A 20308-nucleotide genomic window follows, 5' to 3' on the forward strand; every position below is an offset into this window, starting at 1 on the left:
TTTAATAATGAATTGTTTTTATTATATCATAAACTTTTTAATTGGAGAATGCGCAGGATTTTTACATTTTGAGATAAAACGTTTTCTTTTAGGTAAAATTATTCTTTGATGCTTTATTATTTAAAAAAAGATACTTATTTTTAATAATAAGGTTAAATAAACAAAACATACTAAATTTACTTCCTTTTGTAATACCGCCTTATTTTTTAGAATTATTTGTGATTTTACGATAAAAGATGTATAATTTAAGATATAGCTAATTATAAGATTGACAAGAAATTATAGAATGAATAGGTGAGTTCATGGAGAAAAAGATAATTAAAATTGAAGAGGAATTTATAACTTTAGGTCAATTATTAAAGTTTGAATCCATTATTTCAAGCGGTGGTATGGCTAAATGGTATCTAAGTGAATTTCCGGTAGCCTTAAATGGCGAACCTGAAAATCGGAGAGGTAAAAAATTATATAATGGAGATGTGATTTCATTTTTAAATGAAAAACTTGAAGTAACGATTTCATCTCCAATACAAAAAAATGAAAATTAAAGAAATTGAATTAATTAATTATCGTAACTATCGCCATGCAAAACTAGAATTTAATGATGGATTAATTATCTTAACAGGAGAGAATGCCCAAGGTAAAACCAACCTCCTTGAGGCAATTTTTTTATTGTCTTTAGCAAAAAGTCATCGTACTAATCGCGACCAAGAAATGGTTTTTTGGGATGAAGAACATGCCATTGTTAAAGCCATCGTAGAAAATAAATCTTATGAATTTCCATTAGAAATTATTTTAAATAAAAAAGGAAAAATTGCTAAAATTAACCACATTGAGCAAGCGAGATTAAGTCAATTTGTGGGTCAATTGAATGTAATTTTATTTGCTCCAGAAGATATGCAATTAATAAAAGGATCTCCTTCACTTCGTAGACGTTTCTTAGATGTCGAAATTGGACAATCACAACCGGTCTATTTAAATGAACTACAGCAGTATAATCGAATCTTAAAACAACGTAATCAGTATTTAAAACAATTTGGTTATTCTAAACAATTCGATGAACTATTTTTTGATGTCCTCACAACGCAATTAATTGAAAAAGCAACAAAAATTATTCAATATCGTGCGCAATTTATTCAACAATTAGAAAAATTAGCGTTTCCTATTCATTATCAATTATCAAACGAGCGTGATCAATTATCACTTAAATATCAGGCAAGTAGTTCAAAATTAGATTATGATTCCCTTTCAACGTTATCGCAACAATTGACAACCCTCTTCAAACAATCTCTTAAAAGAGAAAAAGAAACCGGTGTGACAGCTTATGGCCCCCACCGAGATGATTTAATATTTTATATTAATAATCAGCCTGCTCAATTTTTTGGTTCTCAAGGACAACAACGGACGATCGTGTTAAGTATTAAATTAGCCGAAATTGAGTTGTTTAATCAAATTCGAGGGGAATATCCTATCTTACTGCTAGATGACGTTTTATCGGAATTAGACGATCAAAGACAATTGTTACTTATGCAACAAATCGAAGGGAAAGTGCAAACTTTTTTAACTACAGCAACGATACATGGGCTAAAAATACATCAATTAGAGGACCCGCAAATTTTCTATATAAAAAAGGGCTCTGTTTCAATCAATAATGAAATAATTCAACCAGATAAGGAGTAATAAAATGACAGAACAACAACAATATAATGCTGATCAGATACAAGTTCTAGAAGGACTTGAAGCCGTTAGAAAAAGACCAGGGATGTATATTGGTTCAACAAGTGGTGAAGGGTTACATCATTTAGTATGGGAAATTGTCGATAACTCAATTGATGAGGCTTTGGCAGGATATTGTACACATATTGAAGTCATTATTGAAAAAGATAATAGTGTCACTGTCGTCGATAATGGACGTGGTATCCCAATTGATATTCAAGCTAAGACAGGTAGACCAGCTGTTGAAACAGTGTTTACTGTCTTACATGCGGGTGGTAAATTCGGCGGTGGCGGGTATAAAGTGTCTGGAGGACTTCACGGGGTAGGTGCTTCTGTTGTTAATGCCCTTTCTTCTTATTTGACCGTTGAAGTGTCCAGAAATGGCAAAATTTACCAACAAAAATTTGAGCGTGGAAAAATATTAGATGATTTAACCGAAATAGGTGAATCAACCGAAACGGGAACGCGGGTAAACTTTTTACCAGATCCTACTATTTTTAGAGAAACAACTGATTTTAATTATGCTAAATTAATGCAAAGAGTGCGTGAGTTAGCCTTCTTAAATAAAGGATTAAGACTGACCATTACAGACGTTCGTGATGAACGTGAACAAGAGAATAGCTTCCATTATGAAGGTGGGATTAAAAGCTATGTTGAATATTTAAATGAAAATAAACAGGCAATAGTAGAAGAACCCATTTATTTAGAAGATGAAGCTGAAGGTATTCAAGTCGAAATCGCGATGCAGTATACGGATTCTTATCATACCAATATTTTATCATTTGCCAATAACATTCATACACACGAAGGTGGAACGCACGAAGCAGGCTTTAAAACAGCTTTAACCCGTGTCATCAATGATTATGCAAGAAAGTCTAATTTGCTGAAAGATAATGATGAAAATTTAAGTGGTGAGGACGTGCGAGAAGGTCTCACTTTAATTTTGTCAGTTAAGCATCCAGATCCACAATTTGAAGGGCAGACCAAAACTAAACTAGGTAATTCAGAAGTGAGAACCATTACGGACCGGATTTTCTCTGCTGGTTTTGAACAATTTTTAATGGAAAATCCTAAAATTGCTCGAGTTATTGTAGATAAAGGTATTTTAGCTGCTAAAGCAAGAATGGCAGCTAAACGTGCACGAGAAATGACCCGTAAAAAGAATGTTCTAGAGATTGCTAATTTACCAGGTAAATTGGCAGACTGTTCAAGCAAAGACCCAGAACAATCAGAATTATTTATTGTCGAGGGTGACTCTGCGGGTGGATCAGCTAAACAAGGACGTTCGAGAATGTTCCAAGCCATTCTACCAATACGAGGTAAAATTTTAAATGTTGAAAAAGCTTCAATGGATAAAATTTTAAATAATGAAGAGATACGGTCATTATTTACAGCAATGGGAACTGGTTTTGGTGGTGAATTTGATGTTGCCAAAGCACGTTATCATAAATTAATTATTATGACCGATGCCGATGTCGATGGGGCTCACATTCGTACGCTATTGTTAACGCTTGTTTTCCGCTACATGCGTCCATTATTAGATGCAGGTTATGTGTATATTGCTCAACCGCCTTTGTATCAAATTAAACAAGGGAAAAAAGAAACCTATATCGCAACTGAAGAAGAATTGCGCGAATGGCAAAAAGAAAACCCTGATGCACGTTATTCTTTACAACGTTATAAAGGTCTTGGGGAAATGAATTATGAACAATTATGGGAAACGACAATGAATCCAGAAAATCGCCGTATGTTAAGAGTGTCAGTTGAAGACGCTCGTGAAGCAGATCAAGTTATGGATATGTTAATGGGAGATGAAGTAGGACCACGTCGTAATTTCATAGAAGAAAATGCTGTTTTTGTTAAGAACTTAGATATCTAGAAAACGAATAGAAAGGAAATATAATGAATGAGTGAATTGTTTGATCAAAAAAGAGATTTCGAAACGATAAATTTACCAGACGAAATGCGTAATTCATTCTTAGATTATGCGATGAGTGTTATTGTAGCTCGTGCGGTTCCCGATGTTCGTGACGGATTAAAACCAGTTCATCGTCGTATTCTTTATGGAATGAATGAATTAGGTGTAACACCCGATAAACCTTATAAAAAATCAGCGCGGATTGTTGGGGATGTTATGGGGAAATATCACCCTCATGGTGACTCTGCTATCTACGAAGCGATGGTTCGGATGGCCCAACCTTTTAGTTATCGACAAATGCTAGTGGATGGCCATGGAAACTTTGGTTCTGTCGATGGAGATGGTGCTGCTGCGATGCGTTATACGGAAGCGAGAATGAGTAAAATTGCCTTAGAAATGTTGAAAGACATCAATAAGGATACGATTGATTTCCAAGAAAATTACTCTCAAGAAGAGAAAGAACCCGTTGTATTACCTGCGCGTTTCCCTAATTTATTAGTGAATGGCACAAGCGGAATTGCCGTAGGGATGGCAACCAATATTCCTCCACATAACCTTGGTGAAGTAATTGACGCTTTAAATTTATTAATGAAAAACCCTGAGGTAACAGTCAATGAATTAATGGAAGTATTACCTGGACCCGATTTTCCTACAGGCGCAATCGTTATGGGGAAATCTGGCATTCGTAAAGCTTATGAAACCGGTAAAGGAAAAATAATTATTCGATCACGAGTAGAAATTGAACAACTTTCAAATGATCGTGAACGGATTGTTGTAACTGAAATTCCTTATGGTGTTAATAAAGCAAAAGTTGTTGAAAGAATTGCTGAATTAGCTCGAGAAAAGCGTATCGAAGGCATTACTTATGTTGCTGATGAATCAGGCCGTGAAGGTATGCGCATTGTTATTGATGTTAGACGCGATACCAGTGCCAATGTCGTTTTAAATAATTTATATAAATATACAGCTTTACAAGTATCTTTCGGATTTAATATGTTAGCCATTGATAAAGGTGTTCCAAAAGTACTTTCTTTAAAAGAAATCTTAGAAAAATATTTAGACCATCAAGTTGAAGTTATTCGTCGTCGTACGGCTTTTGAAAAACGTAAAGCAGAAGATCGCGCGCATATCTTAGAAGGTTTGCGTATCGCTTTAGATGTAATCGATGAAGTAATTGCCATTATTCGCGGTTCAAGAGAAGCTGAAATTGCCAAAAATACTTTAATTGAACGCTTTAATTTAACGCCTATTCAAGCGCAAGCGATTTTAGATATGCGTTTGGTTCGTTTAACAGGTTTAGAACGTGAAAAAATCGATAAAGAATACGATGATTTAATTGCGTTAATTCAAGATTTAACAGATATTTTAGCAAATGAAACGCGCGTTCTTGATATTATAGAAGATGAATTAGCGAATATTAAATTAAGATTTGACGATGAACGTCGTACGGAATTACGTGTCGGAGAATTAACAAATATTGAAGATGAAGATTTAATTGAAGAAGAAGATGTTTTAATTGCATTAACAACCAATGGTTATATTAAACGGATGACCCAAGACGAATTCCAAGTACAAAATCGTGGTGGTCGAGGCGTAAAAGGGATGGGACTAACCGATGATGATGAAATTCAATCATTAATTTCTTGTTCAACACATGATACTCTCCTTTTCTTTACGAATTTAGGAAAAGTATACCGCACCAAAGGCTATGATATTCCGGAATATGGACGAACAGCTAAAGGATTACCGATTGTCAATTTAATTAATATTGAAAAAGATGAATATGTTAAAGAAATGATTAAAGTTCGTTCAGAAGGAAAAGAAACCGATAAATACTTATTCTTTGTCACTAAACAAGGGGTCGTGAAACGTTCCGATGCCAATGAATTTACAAGTATCCGCAACAATGGGTTACGCGCGATTAATATGCGTGAAGAAGATGAGTTAATCAAAGTTCTGGTAACCAATGGTGGTGAAAATATTATTATTGGTACTCATAACGCTAATGCGATGGCTTTCAATGAAGAGGATGTACGTGTAATGGGACGAACAGCAACAGGTGTTCGTGGTGTGAAATTACGTGAAGGCGATTATGTTGTAGGGGCTGCTCTATTAAAACCAGACAGTGAGGTCTTAGTCGTTACTGAAAAAGGATATGGTAAACGTACCGCAGCTGCTGAATATAGCATTAAAAATCGTGGTGGATTAGGAGTTAAAACTTCTAACATCAGCGAAAAAAGTGGTAAACTTGCTGGTATTGTCACAATCGATAATCCAGAAGCTGAAGATTTAATGCTAATGACCGACCAAGGAGTTATTATTCGCTTTAATGTTGACAGTATTTCTCAAACCTCAAGAGCTACTTTAGGGGTAAAAATGATAAGAGTCGATGATAATGCGATGGTTAGTTCTGTTACAAAAATTATCAAAACAGATGATGACATAGAAGAGATTGAAACAGTAGAATCTGTTGATGATGAGGGTATGGAAGAAAACGACGACATAATTGCTGAAAATGATTCAGAATTAGAAGAATAACCATTTTTCAATATTTGATAAAAAGGTATTGAAATAGAAAATATTTCACGGTATAATTAATAAATGTGAGTAATTAGCATTAATTTGCTATCGCTCCTTGCTCTATCTAGAATAGAGCCAAAAGACCAAAAGGAGGTATACAGTAATGAGTCAAACAACAAAATATGAAATTTTATATATCATTCGTCCTGACTTAAACGATGACGCTAAAAAAGAATTAGTTGAGCGTTTCGATAAAATTCTAACAGACAATGGTACGACAGTTGTTGAATCTAAAGACTGGGCGAAAAGACGCTTCGCATACGAAATTAACGATTATAAAGAAGGTATTTACCACTTAGTAAACGTTGAAGCTTCTGATGCAAAAGGTATCGATGAATTCGCTCGTTTAGCTTTAATCAACCGTGACATTTTACGTCACATGATTGTTAAAATTGAAGACTAATTTGTTTCACGTGAAACATTTCAAAGGAGGACCTTGTTATGAATAATGTACAATTGATTGGACGTCTAACTCGTGATATTGACTTAAGAAAAACACCGCAAGGTGATTCAGTAGGCCGCTTTACACTTGCTGTCGATCGTAACTATAAAAATAAACAAGGTGAATATGATGCCGATTTTATTAATTGTACTATTTGGCGCGGTGCCGCAGATATTTTAGCTCGTTATGCACAAAAAGGGACTAAAATTGCTGTAGATGGCAATATCCGTACCGGTAGTTATGAAAATCAACAAGGCCAAAGAGTATATACAACAGAAGTTTATGTTAATAATTTCTATTTTGTAGAATCAAGATCACAAAGAAATGATCAAGGACCAGCATCATCCAACTTTGAAAATTCAACCTATAATAATCAATCAAGTCAACAAAATAACTTTTCGTTCAATAATGATTTTAATCAATCATCTTCTCCATTTGATGATTTCAATGGATCGTCGGTTGATATTTCTGAGGACGATTTACCATTTTAATAGAATTTAAGGAGGAATAAAACATGGCACAACGTCGTGGAGGAAGACGCAGAAGAAAAGTATGTTTTTTCTGTGCAAACCATATTGATCACCCAGATTACAAAGATGTTGAATTATTAAAACGTTTTGTATCAGAAAAAGGTAAAATTTTACCTCGTCGTGTAACTGGTACATGTGCAAAACATCAACGTGCGTTAACATTAGCAATTAAACGTGCAAGAATTATGGGATTATTACCATTCTCTGTACAAGACTAAAAAATAATATTTATAAACTGGAATGAAAATTCCAGAGAAAAGCCGAGAAACATTTCAAAATGAGATGCTTCTCGGCTTTTCATATGACTTTGAATTAGGACAAAGTATATATACTATTACTTTGCTTTTTATGCTGACTTCGCTTATTTTATTAATGATGTTAACAACTGTATTAAACGATCTTTGGAACTTTGTTTAAATTATCCTAAGTCTATATTAAAAAGCGAATAGTTTCTTATAAAAAATTCAACTGATGAAAAGCATCAACTGGGATATTTTAACTATTGTCTAAACTTTATTTCACATTCACTGATGGTACCCTATTTCCAAAAAAGAATGAATAGTCATAATATCATTAGAGAAAACTTTGAATACTATCTCACTCTTATAAAAGTTATATCTCCTAACTACCAGATGGAATTATAATCGTTTAGATCGAATCATACGCAACAACGAATGGTTTAATTAGTCACTATAGGATTGAGTATGGCGAAAATCTCAATGTGATTGATTAATTTACTTAGAACCCTTTGGAGTGTATGGTTATGAGTTGTAATACGACTATTCGAACTTTTGGTTTATTTAATAGATATTTACATCTAGTCGTGTAAGGAGAATAATAATTTGTATAATAAATGATTAAATTAGATAGTATTATTTTTTAATTGGATGTTCGAAGTACATAGTATATTTAGGAATACTATATGAGTTACTTGTGATTTTGCTCTTAACAAAATATTAAAAAGTAATTTATATTATGGAATATTTTCATTCACAAGCTCGTGTCTCATTTTGAGACATATTTTGCTTAATTATTAAGAATAGATAAAGTTTAGCGATTTATATTTTGGATTTTTATGAAAATGAAAACTACATCCAAAAAAGGCCGTTTTTGTGTCTCAAAATGAGACATCTTGAAAATTAATGAAAACAAAAAGAGGGTTATTTTTATCGTTTTTAATATTTGTGCTGCATTTGGAATGCTTACATTGTTCAATTAGTTTTCAGATGAAAATATTTTACCTGGTTATGAAAAATGAAACTTTTTGAAAAAGATTTTTCTTTATCCAATTAAGTTTGTTCTCATAACTCCAGCTGAGTAAATCTTGCTTTATTGATACAGTGATTCTCTAGGGAATAATCGATTTGGGTTAGTAACATTATAATAATTTAAAAATTTAAATTATGAGTGTTGCTGACTATTTTTTGAGATATTTTTGTAAATTTTATATTTTTGATAGACGTTTTTTTGATAAGTCTCTTAAGTTTGGTTGCGAAGAACTCCTAGCTTTAACCAATACATATCGATGACGTTCATTGTTAAAGGTTATTATTTATTATTTATTATATCTTTTCCACTCAACACTAAATTGATGTAACAGTGCACTTATTAAAAGATAATCTTTTACCAATTACTTTCTATACCTATTTAAAAGACATATTGTGTAAGAAGTTTTTGCAATGTTATGGTTATGATACTAAAGCCCATCAAGTATAACTAACTAAATATTATTATTTATACTTCTTTTGTATTCTTTATATAGTTTCTTTTACTTAAATATGTTTCACGTGAAACATTAATGGGTAAATAGATATCAATTACCGGATATGTTATAATAGATTAATGAGAAATGAGGTGGTTTTAATTAAAATAGACCGTGTAAAAAACTTTCTAAATTTTTTTCACCAACTTGAACTAAGTTGGCAAATATATTCCCTACTTTTAATTTACATTATTATTATGCTAACTGCGTTTGTATTAAAAATTGAAATTGGTATTTTACTTCTACTTTTGTTAATAGCAATCTTCATTTTTATCTATTATTATACGAATCGTTTTGTATCTAGAATAAAAATGATTGCTAATCAATTAGCGAAAGATATTATAGTTGTAAATGAAAAGGTATATGATAACTCAGTCATTGGGATTTTATTATATGATCAAGATCATCGATTGTCTTGGGGAAATTCACTGGCAAATTCAATCATAAATTATAAAAATGCTGTAGGCCAAAAATTGGAAGATATTAATCCTGATTTAATGACTATTATTGAAACCATTGATAAGGAATGGCAAGTGATAACATATAATGAAAAACATTATCGAGTTTCACATGATGTCAACAGTCGTGCTATCTATTGGATTGAATTTGAAAATGAATATAATATTCAGCAACAATATAAAAATAATCGTATTGTTTATGGATATTTACTATTAGATGATTTCGATGAAGTAGTACAGTCTTTAGATGATCAAGAAGCATCTAATTTTGATGCAGATCTTATCAATGAACTTAATATTTGGGCACAACAACAAGATGTTTATATTAAAAGGATAGAAGATGATAAGTTCATACTTCTATTAAATGTTAAAACCTTAGAAAAGTTAGAAAATCAAAAATTTAAATATTTTAGTGAAATTCGTGAAAAATATTATGCTAGAAATATTCCAATATCGATGAGTATTGGGATAGCCTATTCAACAGATGATAAAGTGAAAATTAATCGGTTAGCAAAAGAGGCTCAAATGAATTTAGATTTAGCTTTAGGGCGTGGTGGCGACCAAGTGGTTGTCAAAATGGATGAAGAACCCGCAAGATTTTATGGTGGCGATACAAATCCTACTGAAAAACGTACCAATACCCGATCGAAATTAGTTTATCAGGCTTTAATTAATCAAATTGATCAAGCTAGTAATGTTATTATCAGTGGCCATAAGTACCCGGATATGGACTCTTTAAGTTCTGCATTAGGAATTTATAAAATTGCGACTGAACGACGGAAATTAGCAAAAATCATTATTAATGAATCCACTTTTAATACTGATATTAAAAATCTATTGAATAGTCCACAAATTAGTTATAATTTAAAAAATATATTCATTGATTCAGAAACAGCTAAGACATATTTAAATCCAAAAACATTATTAATATTAGTTGACCATCATCGCCCTTCTTTATCAGAAGCAGAACAATTATTTGTATATGGTCTAAATATTGTTGTGATTGATCATCACCGTCGAAGTGAAGAATTTCCTAAACAAACGGTATTAACCTATATTGAAACGACAGCTTCTTCAACGAGTGAATTGATTACTGAGTTCTTTATGAATGTACGCAATGATAGTGAACCGGTTAATCGTTTCGAAGCAACGGCTTTATTGGCTGGAATTATTGTAGATACCAATAATTTTAGTATGAGGACAGGTTCCAGAACATTTGATGCTGCGAGTTATTTAAAATCACGTGGAGCCGATACAGAGCAAATTCAAAGAATGTTACAAGAAGATTTATTGGAAGTTAAAAAGCGTAATCAATTAATCGAACGTACAGAATTTTATGATTCAGTTTATGCGATTACTCAAAGTGAATCAGGTCTTCCAATTGATAATGTGACAGCAGCTCAAGCTGCAGATGGTATGTTATCTTTAACACATGTGGAAGCTGCTTTTGTTATTTTCCAAAGAACGATGACATCTATTGGTATTAGCGCACGAAGTTTAGGTAAGATCAATGTGCAAAAAATTATGGAATCATTAGGTGGCGGTGGACATTTATCAAATGCAGCAGCACAACTAGAAAATATAACGGTTGACGAAGCAAAGGATTTGTTATTGCAAGCGATTAATCAGAATAAGTAATGGAGGTTTTTTAATGAAAGTTATATTATTACAAGATGTCAAAAAACAAGGTAAAAAAGGTCAAGTAATTGAAGTTTCAGATGGTTATGGACGTAACTATTTAATAAAGAATGGTTTAGCTAAATTAGCTGATGCCCCTTCAATGAACCAATTAAAAGCGCAAAAAGCTGCACAGCAAAGACAAGAAGCAGAAGAATTAGCTGAAGCAAAAGAGATTAAAGCTTTTATTGAAAAAGAAGACACGGTTGTTGAAATTAAAGCTAAAGCAGGAGATGGTCGTTTATTTGGTACCATCCCATCAAAACAGATAGCAGAAGAATTGAAAAAACAATATAAAATTGAAATTGATAGAAGAAAAATTCAAATGGAACAAAATTTATCATCATTGGGGTATCATAATGTTGAAGTCAAATTATTCCAAGATGTATTTGCTAAAATAAAGGTTCATGTTGTTGAAGCTTAAAATATAAATAAGTTAACAATCAATTATTTTATATAAAATGCTAGACCTTACTAAAAAAGGTCTAGTTTTTGTTTTTAAAGATTATAATATGATGGGAGAAATTGTGACGTTCAAGTTCAGATATTTGACCTTGCAACTCCCCTTTTCATTTAGTAAACTAGAGAAGAAATACTATTAAGGAGGGTCCTAATTATGGAATTAGTATCGAATGAGCGTGTAATGCCACACGATACATTAGCCGAACAATCAGTCCTTGGGGCATTACTTGTTGATCCCTCTAAAATGGGAACAGTACAGGCGGTTTTAGAAAAAGACGACTTCTATCGTCAATCACACAAATTAATATTTGAAGCCATTGAGAAGGTTTTTGATCGCGATGGTTCATTTGATATCGGGAATATTCAAATATATTTAGATGCGAATGATGCATTAGAAAATATTGGTGGTGCAGAATATCTGGTTGAAGTGATTTCCAAAGCACCATCAACTGTTTATGTGGAGAATTATGCCAATACTGTAAAAAGTAATTCAATTTTAAGAAAATTGATTGTGTCATCGACTCAAATTATGAATGATGCTTATGCGGCTGGCGAAGATGTACAAGATGTTTTGGATAAGAGTGAAAAGCTGATTCTATCGATTGGTGAAAATAATCATAGCAATCGTCCTAAAGAAATGCAAAAGTTAGTTCAAGAAGCATTTGAAAGAATAATTGAACTATCTGAAACTCAAACTGATGTCGTTGGATTACCTTCAGGCTACGCTGATTTAGATAAATTGACAAGTGGTTTCCAACCAGATCAGTTGATTATTCTGGCAGCGCGGCCATCCGTTGGTAAAACCGCTTTCGCTTTAAATATTGCTCAAAATGTTGCTACCAAGTCAAAAGTACCGGTAATTATATTTTCCTTAGAGATGGGTGCAATTGATATGGTTAACCGGATGATTTGTGCTGAAGGTAACATTCACGCAGGTAATTTGAAAACCGGTCAATTGACAGAGGATGAGTGGAATAGTTTAACAGTTGCTGCGGATACCTTACGAGAAGCGCCAATCTTTATTGATGATACAGCAGGAATTCGTGTCTCTGAAATTAGAGCAAAATGCCGTCGTTTAAAACAAGAACATCCTGAACTTGGGTTAATTGTAATAGACTATTTACAATTAATTGAAGGTAGTGGACAAGAAAACAGACAACAAGAAGTTTCTGAAATTTCACGACAATTGAAGAAATTAGCCAAAGAATTAGGAGTACCTGTCATAGCGCTTTCACAATTATCGCGTGGATTAGAACATCGCCAAAATAAACGTCCAATGTTAAGTGATATTCGTGAGTCGGGATCGATTGAACAGGATGCGGATATTGTTGCATTTTTATACCGTGAAGATTATCACCAACAAGAAGGCGATGAAGAGGTCGAACATAATGATGATTTACCTGATAATAGTGTGGAAATTATTGTTGCTAAAAACCGTAGTGGTGCCCGGGATACGGTGAGACTCCTTTTTACTAAAGAATATAATAAATTCTCGAGTTTAACATTTGCTGAAATTCCGCCTACATTATAACGGCCAGTGTTCAGTCTAAATTCGTTATCTATCAATAAAAGAAGAGCCTAATAGCTACTCTCTCTAACATAGAGTGATCGCTATTAGGCTTTTTTAGGTTCAAAATAAGGTTCAACATGGACATCACAATCTTCAACTTGAAAATTATACGAGAGTATTGTTTCAATTTCTTCCGTAATATGATGAGATTCAATTACTGATAAATTACCATCAATTTTAATGGTGACATCAACATAAATTTTATTACCATTAAGGCGGGCTCTTAGATTTGAAACCTCATGTACTTTTGGATGTTTTAAAATAGTGGCACGATATTTTTCTATTTCTTCCAAATCGAAACCATCGGATAGAACAAAAGTTGATTCTTTGAAAATTTCATAGCCAGAAATAATAATAATGACAGCCACAATTAAAGAGATAATCGTATCCATTATTGGAAGTCCAAATTGAGCAAAAATGGTTCCTAATAAGGTTCCAAAACTTATTAGAAAGTCATTCTTCATATCTGTTGCAGTAGCCTTTAAACCGAGGCTATTCGTCTTTTTAGAGAGTGTTGCAATATACTGGCTAGTAAACCATAAGACGAACATTGAAAAAATAGAAACATACACTGCCTTTTTATCCGTAACGGGAAAATCTTGATTGATTAATCGCTGAAAGCTGGTCGATAAAACATCAATTCCGATATAAAACATTAAGACAGAAGTAATAAAACTCGCGATTGTTTCAAATTTAGAATGACCAAAATGATGATTGTTGTCTGCTGGTTTTTTCGCAATATTGATCCCAATAAATACTGAAAGAGAGGCGATAATATCAGAGAGGTTATTTAATCCATCTGCTTGCAATGAGCTCGAATGAAAGATTTGCGCAAATACTAATTTTAAAATGGAAAGGATTAAATAGACAGAAACACTGATAGCCGCACCTCTAGCAGCCATCAGTATTTTTTGTTGGTGGTTATTCATTTAAAAACTCCTTATTTATATAAAGTCCAGAAGTTTAAAGCATCTTCTAAAAGAATATCTTCGTCAATTCCTTGGATACTGAACATTTTTTCAGCATTATCATTTGGGTCATTCACGTAGACTTTGCGATTTTCACTATCATAGCCACGAATTAATAAAATGTGACCTACTTCAGTGAAATGACCAGGTTGTACTGAAACAATGACAATACGATTTTGATTGAGTGCCTCCATGGCATCATAAAAATTAGATCCAAAATTTTCAAACTGGTAACCATGCTCGATGGCAAAATCATAAAATATTTGCCAAGAAGTTCCTTCATTATGAACATAATAATCATTTTGACTCCAATTTAGGATTTCATTGGGTTCAACAATACGATTTTGATAATAACTTTCAATCATCGATAACGAGACTATCGCACAGCCATTTTCACCTAATTCTTTGGTGGTATTCGTTCCATAAGAAAGGGACCGCCATTTTTTATTTTTTTGTAAAATTAACGGAATATCGATTTGTTCAACTTTTGAGTCTGTGTAATTAGAAGGATGTTCAGGTAAAAAAAGGTAGCCTGTATTTTCAATATCTAATTTTTGTTCTTTAAGCGTATTGACGATATCGTCTTGCGCTTTTAAGTATGAATCATTGTATTGTTCTTTGATGAGTTGAGTAATATCTTGTGCTAAGGTAGGAGAGGTCGTTTCAGCTAATAAGCTATTGAAATCTATTTTTTCAACAACGGTTGTTTCCTCGATTGTTGTTTCGGTCAAGGTCTCTTCTTTTTGTTGTTGAATTTGTTCATTTAAAGCAATATTATTTTTTAGTTCTGTTTCTTCTTTTAATTGATTGATTAGCAATGATCCTATTAATATCACAATTAATGTAAAGATAATTGCAACTTGATGTATACTTCGTTTCATTGAAGCCCTCCGATTTTTTCATAGAGCTATTGTATCATAAAAATACTCATGAGTGAATTGAACTTGCCTAATGTAATATAAATGAAAAACATTTATCATGTAAGGAAATGTAACATGATAAGTAAATAAAATATTGACGTGCCGTTTATTGATTATTATAATATGATTAAAATTCAAAGGGGGAATTAGGTGGCTAATAAAGAAATTAAACGAACTTTAGCAATTTTTCCAATAGGCACAATTATGAGCTTAACGGGGTTAACAGCTAGACAGATTCGATATTATGAAGATTATCAACTAATTTTCCCAAAACGAAGTGAGACCAATCGTAGATTATATTCACTCAATGATATTGATCGGCTTTTAGAAATCATGGATATGATGGATGATGGAATGACTTTGAAAGGAATTAAGAAATTTTACGAAAATCAAAATGAAAAATCAATGAATCGCGTTGAGTCAAAACAGTTGACCGACCAAGACGTGAGACGAATTTTGCGTGATGAATTAGATATTCGGAGTAGGTTTTAATTATTAGGAGGAAAAAAATTATGACATGGACAAAAGAATCAATATTACGCGATGCAGCCGAGAAAAACGTTAGATTTGTACGTTTAATGTTCACGGATATTAATGGGACCTTAAAAAATGTTGAAGTACCGATTGCTCAATTAGAAAAAGCTTTAAATATGCAAATGATGTTCGATGGTTCTTCGATTGAAGGATTTGTGCGTATTGAAGAAAGTGATATGTTTTTGATACCCGATTATGATACGTGGTTGACTTTTAATTGGGCTGAACATCAAGACACGGGTCGCATTGCACGCTTAATATGTGATGTGCTTACTCCAAAAAGAGAACCATTTAAAGGGGACCCACGCAGTAATTTAAAACGCAGTTTAGTTAAAATGAGAGAGATGGGTTTTAAGAGTTTTAATTTAGGACCTGAACCAGAATTTTATTTATTCAAATTGGATGAATTTGGTAAACCAACGATGGATTTAAATGACGAAGGCGGTTATTTTGATTTAGCTCCCAATGATTTAGCTGAAAACTGTCGTCGTGATATTGTTTTAGAGCTAGAAGATTTAGGATTTGATATTGAAGCGAGCCATCATGAAGTAGGACCAGGGCAACATGAAATCGATTGGAAATATAGCGATGCCTTAACTGCATGTGATAATATTCAGACATTTAAATTGATTGTGAAGTCTGTTGCTCGTCGTCACAATCTTCATGCTACTTTTATGCCAAAGCCAATTTTTGGAAATGCTGGTTCAGGAATGCACTTTAACTTATCTTTATTTAATGATGAAGGCAATGTATTTTACGATGAGTCTGCTCCTGATGGCTTATCGCAAACAGCTAAGTACTTTATTGGTGGGTTATTAAAATATGCCCGTGCATACACCGCTATTTGTAATCCATTGGTTAACTCATATAAACGATTAGTTCCAGGCTATGAAGCACCGGTTTATATTGCATGGAGTGGTCAAAACCGTTCACCATTAATTCGTATTCCTGCAGCCCGTGGTAATTCCACTCGTGTAGAAGTAAGAAGTGTTGATCCTTCTGCTAATCCATATCTTGCAGTATCTGTCTTATTAGCAGCGGGATTAAAAGGAATTGAAGATAAAATTGAACCCCCAATGGCTGTCGACCGTAATATTTATTCAATGACGCGTGAAGAACGCTTAGCTGAGGGTGTGAATGATTTACCCGGATCATTACGTGAAGCATTAAAAGAATTAAAAAAAGAACCGGTAATATTGGATGCGTTAGGCGATCATATTGCACAAAACTTTATTGCAGAAAAAACAATTGAATACTTCTCATATCAAAAACAAGTCACTCAATGGGAATTAGATAAATATCTTACTCAATATTAAGAAAATAGCCAATCAGAACAAAATAAGGTATGATGAGACTGAGCAGAAATTTTATTATTTTTTGCCCAGTCTCATATTGTTATATTAAAGCTTAAGAGATAAGTGGGATATCATAGTGTCCAATGAGACGATGATGATGTCTCATCAATTATGCGGAATAGATAAAAAAAGTGAACATTATCGGTTTTCTATTCTTGCATAAATTTTTTTAGTATTTGGAATTATGAAAGGATGGAGCCATGACAAATCCAGTAATTATGCAATATTTTGAATGGTATTTACCTGATGATGGACAGCATTGGAATCGATTAAAAGAAGATGCTCAACACTTAAAGGAGTTAGGGATTAATCAAGTTTGGATGCCACCCGCTTTTAAAGCAACTGGTACTAATGATGTAGGATACGGTGTTTATGATTTATATGACCTTGGTCAGTTCGATCAAAATGGATCAGTTCGAACTAAATATGGCACTAAAGAGGAATACCTAGCAGCGATTAAAGCACTTAAGGAGCAAGGGATTAAACCGATTGCCGATATTGTTTTGAATCACAAAGCGAATGGCGATGAAAAAGAGGCCTTTATGGTGTTAAAAATGGATCCTAAAAATCGTCAAAAGCCATTATCTGAACCTTATGAAATAGAAGCTTGGACTCATTTTTATTTTCCAGGAAGAAATAAAACTTATAGTGATTTTGAGTGGCATTGGTATCATTTTACCGGTACCGATTATGATGCGCGTCATGATGAAACAGGGATTTATATGATTCTTGGGGATAATAAAGGATGGGCCAATGGGGACTTAGTTGATACTGAGAATGGTAACTTTGATTATTTAATGTTTACTGATATTGATTTTCGACATCCTGAGGTAAAAAATCATTTATATCAATGGGCTCATTGGTTTATTCAAGAAACAGGTATTCAAGGATTAAGATTAGATGCAATTAAACATATCGATGCTGATTTTATGAAGAATTTTATCGAATACATCCATGATAATACGGATGAAGATTTCTTTATTTTCGGTGAATATTGGAATCCTGATGTCAATGCGAAAGAGGTTTATTTAGCTCAAACAGACTATGAAATAGATTTAGTGGATGTCGGACTACATATGAATTTTCATTTAGCAAGTAAAAATGGCAATCATTATGATCTATCGACTATCTTAAATGACACTTTAATGGAAAAGAATCCTTTTGAAGCCGTCACTTTTGTTGAAAATCACGATACTCAAAAAGGTCAAGCCCTACAGTCTTATGTAGAAGATTGGTTTAAGCCTTCTGCTTATGCGATTATTCTGTTAATGCAAAATGGCCAACCTTGTGTATTTTATGGTGATTATTATGGGGTTAATCATGAGCAATTTGGTCAACCTAAACTTCAGTGGATTTTAGATAAATTATTATATTTACGGAAAGACTATGCCTATGGTGAAGAAAATCGTTATTTTGATCATCCAAATTGTATTGGGTGGACACGATTGGGAACCGAAGATCATCCAAATGCTTTGGCAGTGGTTATTAGTAATGGAGATGAAGGTTGGAAAAATATGAATGTTGGTGCTTTAAATGCAGGTAAAGTATTTATTGATTATTTAGGCCATCATGATGCGCAAATTACGATTGATGAGAATGGCAATGCGGATTTTCCAGTAAGAGCAGGCAGTGTGTCTTGTTGGGTTGAAAAATAAACAATTATGACGAAAAAAGCTCTCGAGATAGGTTCTTTATAGAACAAGTCTCCAGAGCTTATTTTGATAATGGAATTATATTCATTATTTTAATAATTTTTCAAATTCATCAGCAACAAATTGTACATGAGTTCCGATAATCACTTGAGCAGTTGTTTTACTTGGTTTTAAGATACCCGGAGAACCCGCTGCTTTAATTTTAGCATCGTTAATAATACTAGAATCCTTTACATTTAATCTTAGACGAGTTGCACAGAAGGTCATGTCCTCAATATTTTCATTTCCACCTAAAGCATCAAAGATTGTTTTAGCCGTACGAGCATAGTCAGATTGTGTTTCTGTAGCTTGAGCATCAAGATTATCCTCTTCTAAACCATCTGCGATGATATCTTCACGACCCGGAGTTTTTAAATCAAATTGATCGATGGCCCAACTAAATGTAAAGTAATAGATCGCAAAGAATGCTAAACCTAATGGAATTAACATAATAATATTCGTTGCATAAGGCACTCTAAATGAAAGAATATAGTCAAGTACCCCAGCAGAGAAACCAAAACCTGCAAACCATTTGAATGACGCAGTAATGAAAAGTGAAAGACCAGTTAAACCAGCATGAATTAAATATAAAGCAGGTGCTGCAAACATAAATGAGAATTCTAATGGTTCTGTTACCCCAGTAACAAAGCTCGCTGTGGCAGCTGCGATAAATAATGAAGCAACCACTTTTTTATTCTCAGGACGTGCTTTGCGGTACATAGCTAAAGCCCCACCAGGTAAGCCAAACATCATAATTGGGAAGAAACCAGCCATGTAGCGGCCTGTTTCACCCACAACCCCGCCTAATTCTGGTGAACCCCAGAATTTACCAAGGTCATTGATACCAATTGTATCAAACCAGAAAACAGCATTTAAAGCGTGGTGTAATCCTGTTGGAATTAATAAACGGTTAAAGAAACCAAATAAACCAGCACCAAAAGCGCCTAATTTAGACATTCCAGTACCAAAAGCAATTAATCCTCCATAGACAGCCGGCCAAATAAAGAATAAAACCAGGGAGGCTACAATCGCCATTAATGATGCCATAATAGGTGCCAATCGCTTACCACTGAAGAAAGCAAAAGCAGTTGGTAGTTGAACATTATGGAATTTATCAAAAGCAAAGGCACCGATTAAACCGGATAAAATACCCGTAAAGGCATTGGCAATTTTACCGAAAGCCGGTGAAACTTCTTCTACGGGCATAGAAGTTAAGTTTGCAACAGATTCTGTATTTAATAAGGTGGTGATGGTTAACCATGCGACTACCCCTGCAATAATTGAAGCACCATCTTGTTTTTTAGTCATACCATAAGCAACCCCCATTGCGAATAGCAATGGTAGATTATCAATAAGAGCGCCCCCAGCTTTAATAAAGAAGTTGGCCACTGGACTGCCTGCTCCCCAACCGGTTGGATCAATCCAGTAACCAATCCCCATTAATAACGCGCCGGCAGGTAATACTGCCACTGGAAGCATTAATGAACGACCAATACGTTGTAAATATTTCATCATAATAATTTCCTCCTAAATGGGATAATAAAAAATAAATGCAAAAAAGCGGTGTAAATACGGTCCTCCTTTCCTAAGAATACCACTTTAATAATTTAATTATAGCGATATTATGAAACGTTTTCAATACTATATTATTATAATTTTTATTCATCTTCATAGAAAATAATTATAATGCATGATAAATGAGAAAAAAGAGATTTAAAAAGAAATTAG

16 protein-coding genes are annotated in these 20308 nt (G+C 33.4%); 13 read left to right on the plus strand and 3 right to left on the minus strand.

The window, feature by feature from the left end; translation table 11 throughout:
• Positions 1 to 302 precede the first annotated feature (302 nt).
• The 10 genes from yaaA to dnaB all read left to right on the plus strand — a co-directional run bounded on the left by yaaA (position 303) and on the right by dnaB (position 13073).
• Positions 303 to 545, plus strand: a complete 243-nt coding sequence (yaaA, locus tag LB888_RS04990) for a S4 domain-containing protein YaaA (RefSeq protein ID WP_311920693.1) — start codon at positions 303 to 305, stop codon at positions 543 to 545.
• A complete protein-coding gene (recF, locus tag LB888_RS04995; RefSeq protein ID WP_276645461.1) occupies positions 535 to 1677 on the plus strand; it encodes a DNA replication/repair protein RecF in 1143 nt (380 codons plus the stop codon). Before yaaA ends, recF begins: the two co-directional genes overlap by 11 nt.
• Before the next feature lie 4 nt (positions 1678 to 1681).
• Complete coding sequence (gene gyrB / locus LB888_RS05000; RefSeq protein ID WP_318753798.1) at positions 1682 to 3592, plus strand: DNA topoisomerase (ATP-hydrolyzing) subunit B; 1911 nt, start codon at positions 1682 to 1684, stop codon at positions 3590 to 3592.
• A gap of 27 nt (positions 3593 to 3619) precedes the next feature.
• The gene (gene gyrA, locus LB888_RS05005; protein WP_318753799.1) at positions 3620 to 6169 is read left to right on the plus strand and encodes a DNA gyrase subunit A; all 2550 of its coding nucleotides are present in this window, start codon (positions 3620 to 3622) and stop codon (positions 6167 to 6169) included.
• Positions 6170 to 6314: 145 nt separating this feature from the next.
• Positions 6315 to 6614, plus strand: a complete 300-nt coding sequence (rpsF, locus tag LB888_RS05010; RefSeq protein WP_066126585.1) for a 30S ribosomal protein S6 — start codon at positions 6315 to 6317, stop codon at positions 6612 to 6614.
• Positions 6615 to 6652: 38 nt separating this feature from the next.
• Positions 6653 to 7144 (plus strand): single-stranded DNA-binding protein, encoded by a 492-nt coding sequence (gene ssb / locus LB888_RS05015; RefSeq protein WP_078755117.1) that lies wholly within the window; start codon positions 6653 to 6655, stop codon positions 7142 to 7144.
• A gap of 23 nt (positions 7145 to 7167) precedes the next feature.
• A complete protein-coding gene (rpsR, locus tag LB888_RS05020; RefSeq protein WP_066126588.1) occupies positions 7168 to 7401 on the plus strand; it encodes a 30S ribosomal protein S18 in 234 nt (77 codons plus the stop codon).
• A 1636-nt stretch (positions 7402 to 9037) separates the two neighbouring features.
• Complete coding sequence (locus LB888_RS05025) at positions 9038 to 11041, plus strand: DHH family phosphoesterase (RefSeq protein ID WP_318753800.1); 2004 nt, start codon at positions 9038 to 9040, stop codon at positions 11039 to 11041.
• Between the two features lie 13 nt (positions 11042 to 11054).
• A complete protein-coding gene (gene rplI / locus LB888_RS05030; protein ID WP_066126437.1) occupies positions 11055 to 11504 on the plus strand; it encodes a 50S ribosomal protein L9 in 450 nt (149 codons plus the stop codon).
• A gap of 192 nt (positions 11505 to 11696) precedes the next feature.
• Positions 11697 to 13073 (plus strand): replicative DNA helicase, encoded by a 1377-nt coding sequence (gene dnaB / locus LB888_RS05035; RefSeq protein ID WP_078755120.1) that lies wholly within the window; start codon positions 11697 to 11699, stop codon positions 13071 to 13073.
• 83 nt (positions 13074 to 13156) lie between these two features.
• Here the strand turns inward: dnaB and LB888_RS05040 are convergent, their stop codons facing one another.
• Complete coding sequence (locus LB888_RS05040; protein ID WP_318753801.1) at positions 13157 to 14041, minus strand: cation diffusion facilitator family transporter; 885 nt, start codon at positions 14039 to 14041, stop codon at positions 13157 to 13159.
• Positions 14042 to 14052: 11 nt separating this feature from the next.
• On the minus strand, positions 14053 to 14961 hold the full coding sequence (locus tag LB888_RS05045; protein WP_276645442.1) for a C39 family peptidase: 909 nt from the start codon (positions 14959 to 14961) through the stop codon (positions 14053 to 14055).
• A gap of 189 nt (positions 14962 to 15150) precedes the next feature.
• Here LB888_RS05045 and LB888_RS05050 point away from each other — a divergent pair, with 189 nt between their 5' ends.
• The 3 genes from LB888_RS05050 to LB888_RS05060 all read left to right on the plus strand — a co-directional run bounded on the left by LB888_RS05050 (position 15151) and on the right by LB888_RS05060 (position 18544).
• Entirely contained in the window at positions 15151 to 15492 is a 342-nt protein-coding gene (locus tag LB888_RS05050) for a MerR family transcriptional regulator (protein ID WP_276645439.1), read from the plus strand.
• Between the two features lie 20 nt (positions 15493 to 15512).
• The gene (gene glnA / locus LB888_RS05055) at positions 15513 to 16850 is read left to right on the plus strand and encodes a type I glutamate--ammonia ligase (protein ID WP_318753802.1); all 1338 of its coding nucleotides are present in this window, start codon (positions 15513 to 15515) and stop codon (positions 16848 to 16850) included.
• Between the two features lie 239 nt (positions 16851 to 17089).
• Positions 17090 to 18544 (plus strand): alpha-amylase, encoded by a 1455-nt coding sequence (locus LB888_RS05060; protein WP_318753803.1) that lies wholly within the window; start codon positions 17090 to 17092, stop codon positions 18542 to 18544.
• An 84-nt stretch (positions 18545 to 18628) separates the two neighbouring features.
• On the opposite strand, the gene nagE is transcribed toward LB888_RS05060, so the two are convergent.
• The gene (gene nagE, locus LB888_RS05065; protein WP_318753804.1) at positions 18629 to 20095 is read right to left on the minus strand and encodes an N-acetylglucosamine-specific PTS transporter subunit IIBC; all 1467 of its coding nucleotides are present in this window, start codon (positions 20093 to 20095) and stop codon (positions 18629 to 18631) included.
• Positions 20096 to 20308 lie beyond the last annotated feature (213 nt).

The sequence above is a fragment of the Globicatella sp. PHS-GS-PNBC-21-1553 genome, assembly GCF_033564055.1.
Taxonomy (GTDB): Bacteria; Bacillota; Bacilli; order Lactobacillales; family Aerococcaceae; genus Globicatella; species Globicatella sulfidifaciens.

What these genes read in the sequence shown, in the direction of transcription:
- glnA (WP_318753802.1), top strand. Translation starts at nt 15,513, where the DNA reads ATGACATGGACAAAAGAATCAATATTACGCGATGCAGCCGAGAAAAAC.
- LB888_RS05045 (WP_276645442.1), bottom strand. Translation starts at nt 14,961, where the DNA reads ATGAAACGAAGTATACATCAAGTTGCAATTATCTTTACATTAATTGTG.
- recF (WP_276645461.1), top strand. Translation starts at nt 535, where the DNA reads ATGAAAATTAAAGAAATTGAATTAATTAATTATCGTAACTATCGCCAT.
- gyrA (WP_318753799.1), top strand. Translation starts at nt 3,620, where the DNA reads ATGAGTGAATTGTTTGATCAAAAAAGAGATTTCGAAACGATAAATTTA.
- LB888_RS05060 (WP_318753803.1), top strand. Translation starts at nt 17,090, where the DNA reads ATGACAAATCCAGTAATTATGCAATATTTTGAATGGTATTTACCTGAT.
- rpsR (WP_066126588.1), top strand. Translation starts at nt 7,168, where the DNA reads ATGGCACAACGTCGTGGAGGAAGACGCAGAAGAAAAGTATGTTTTTTC.
- yaaA (WP_311920693.1), top strand. Translation starts at nt 303, where the DNA reads ATGGAGAAAAAGATAATTAAAATTGAAGAGGAATTTATAACTTTAGGT.
- dnaB (WP_078755120.1), top strand. Translation starts at nt 11,697, where the DNA reads ATGGAATTAGTATCGAATGAGCGTGTAATGCCACACGATACATTAGCC.
- gyrB (WP_318753798.1), top strand. Translation starts at nt 1,682, where the DNA reads ATGACAGAACAACAACAATATAATGCTGATCAGATACAAGTTCTAGAA.
- LB888_RS05040 (WP_318753801.1), bottom strand. Translation starts at nt 14,041, where the DNA reads ATGAATAACCACCAACAAAAAATACTGATGGCTGCTAGAGGTGCGGCT.
- nagE (WP_318753804.1), bottom strand. Translation starts at nt 20,095, where the DNA reads ATGATGAAATATTTACAACGTATTGGTCGTTCATTAATGCTTCCAGTG.
- ssb (WP_078755117.1), top strand. Translation starts at nt 6,653, where the DNA reads ATGAATAATGTACAATTGATTGGACGTCTAACTCGTGATATTGACTTA.
- rpsF (WP_066126585.1), top strand. Translation starts at nt 6,315, where the DNA reads ATGAGTCAAACAACAAAATATGAAATTTTATATATCATTCGTCCTGAC.
- rplI (WP_066126437.1), top strand. Translation starts at nt 11,055, where the DNA reads ATGAAAGTTATATTATTACAAGATGTCAAAAAACAAGGTAAAAAAGGT.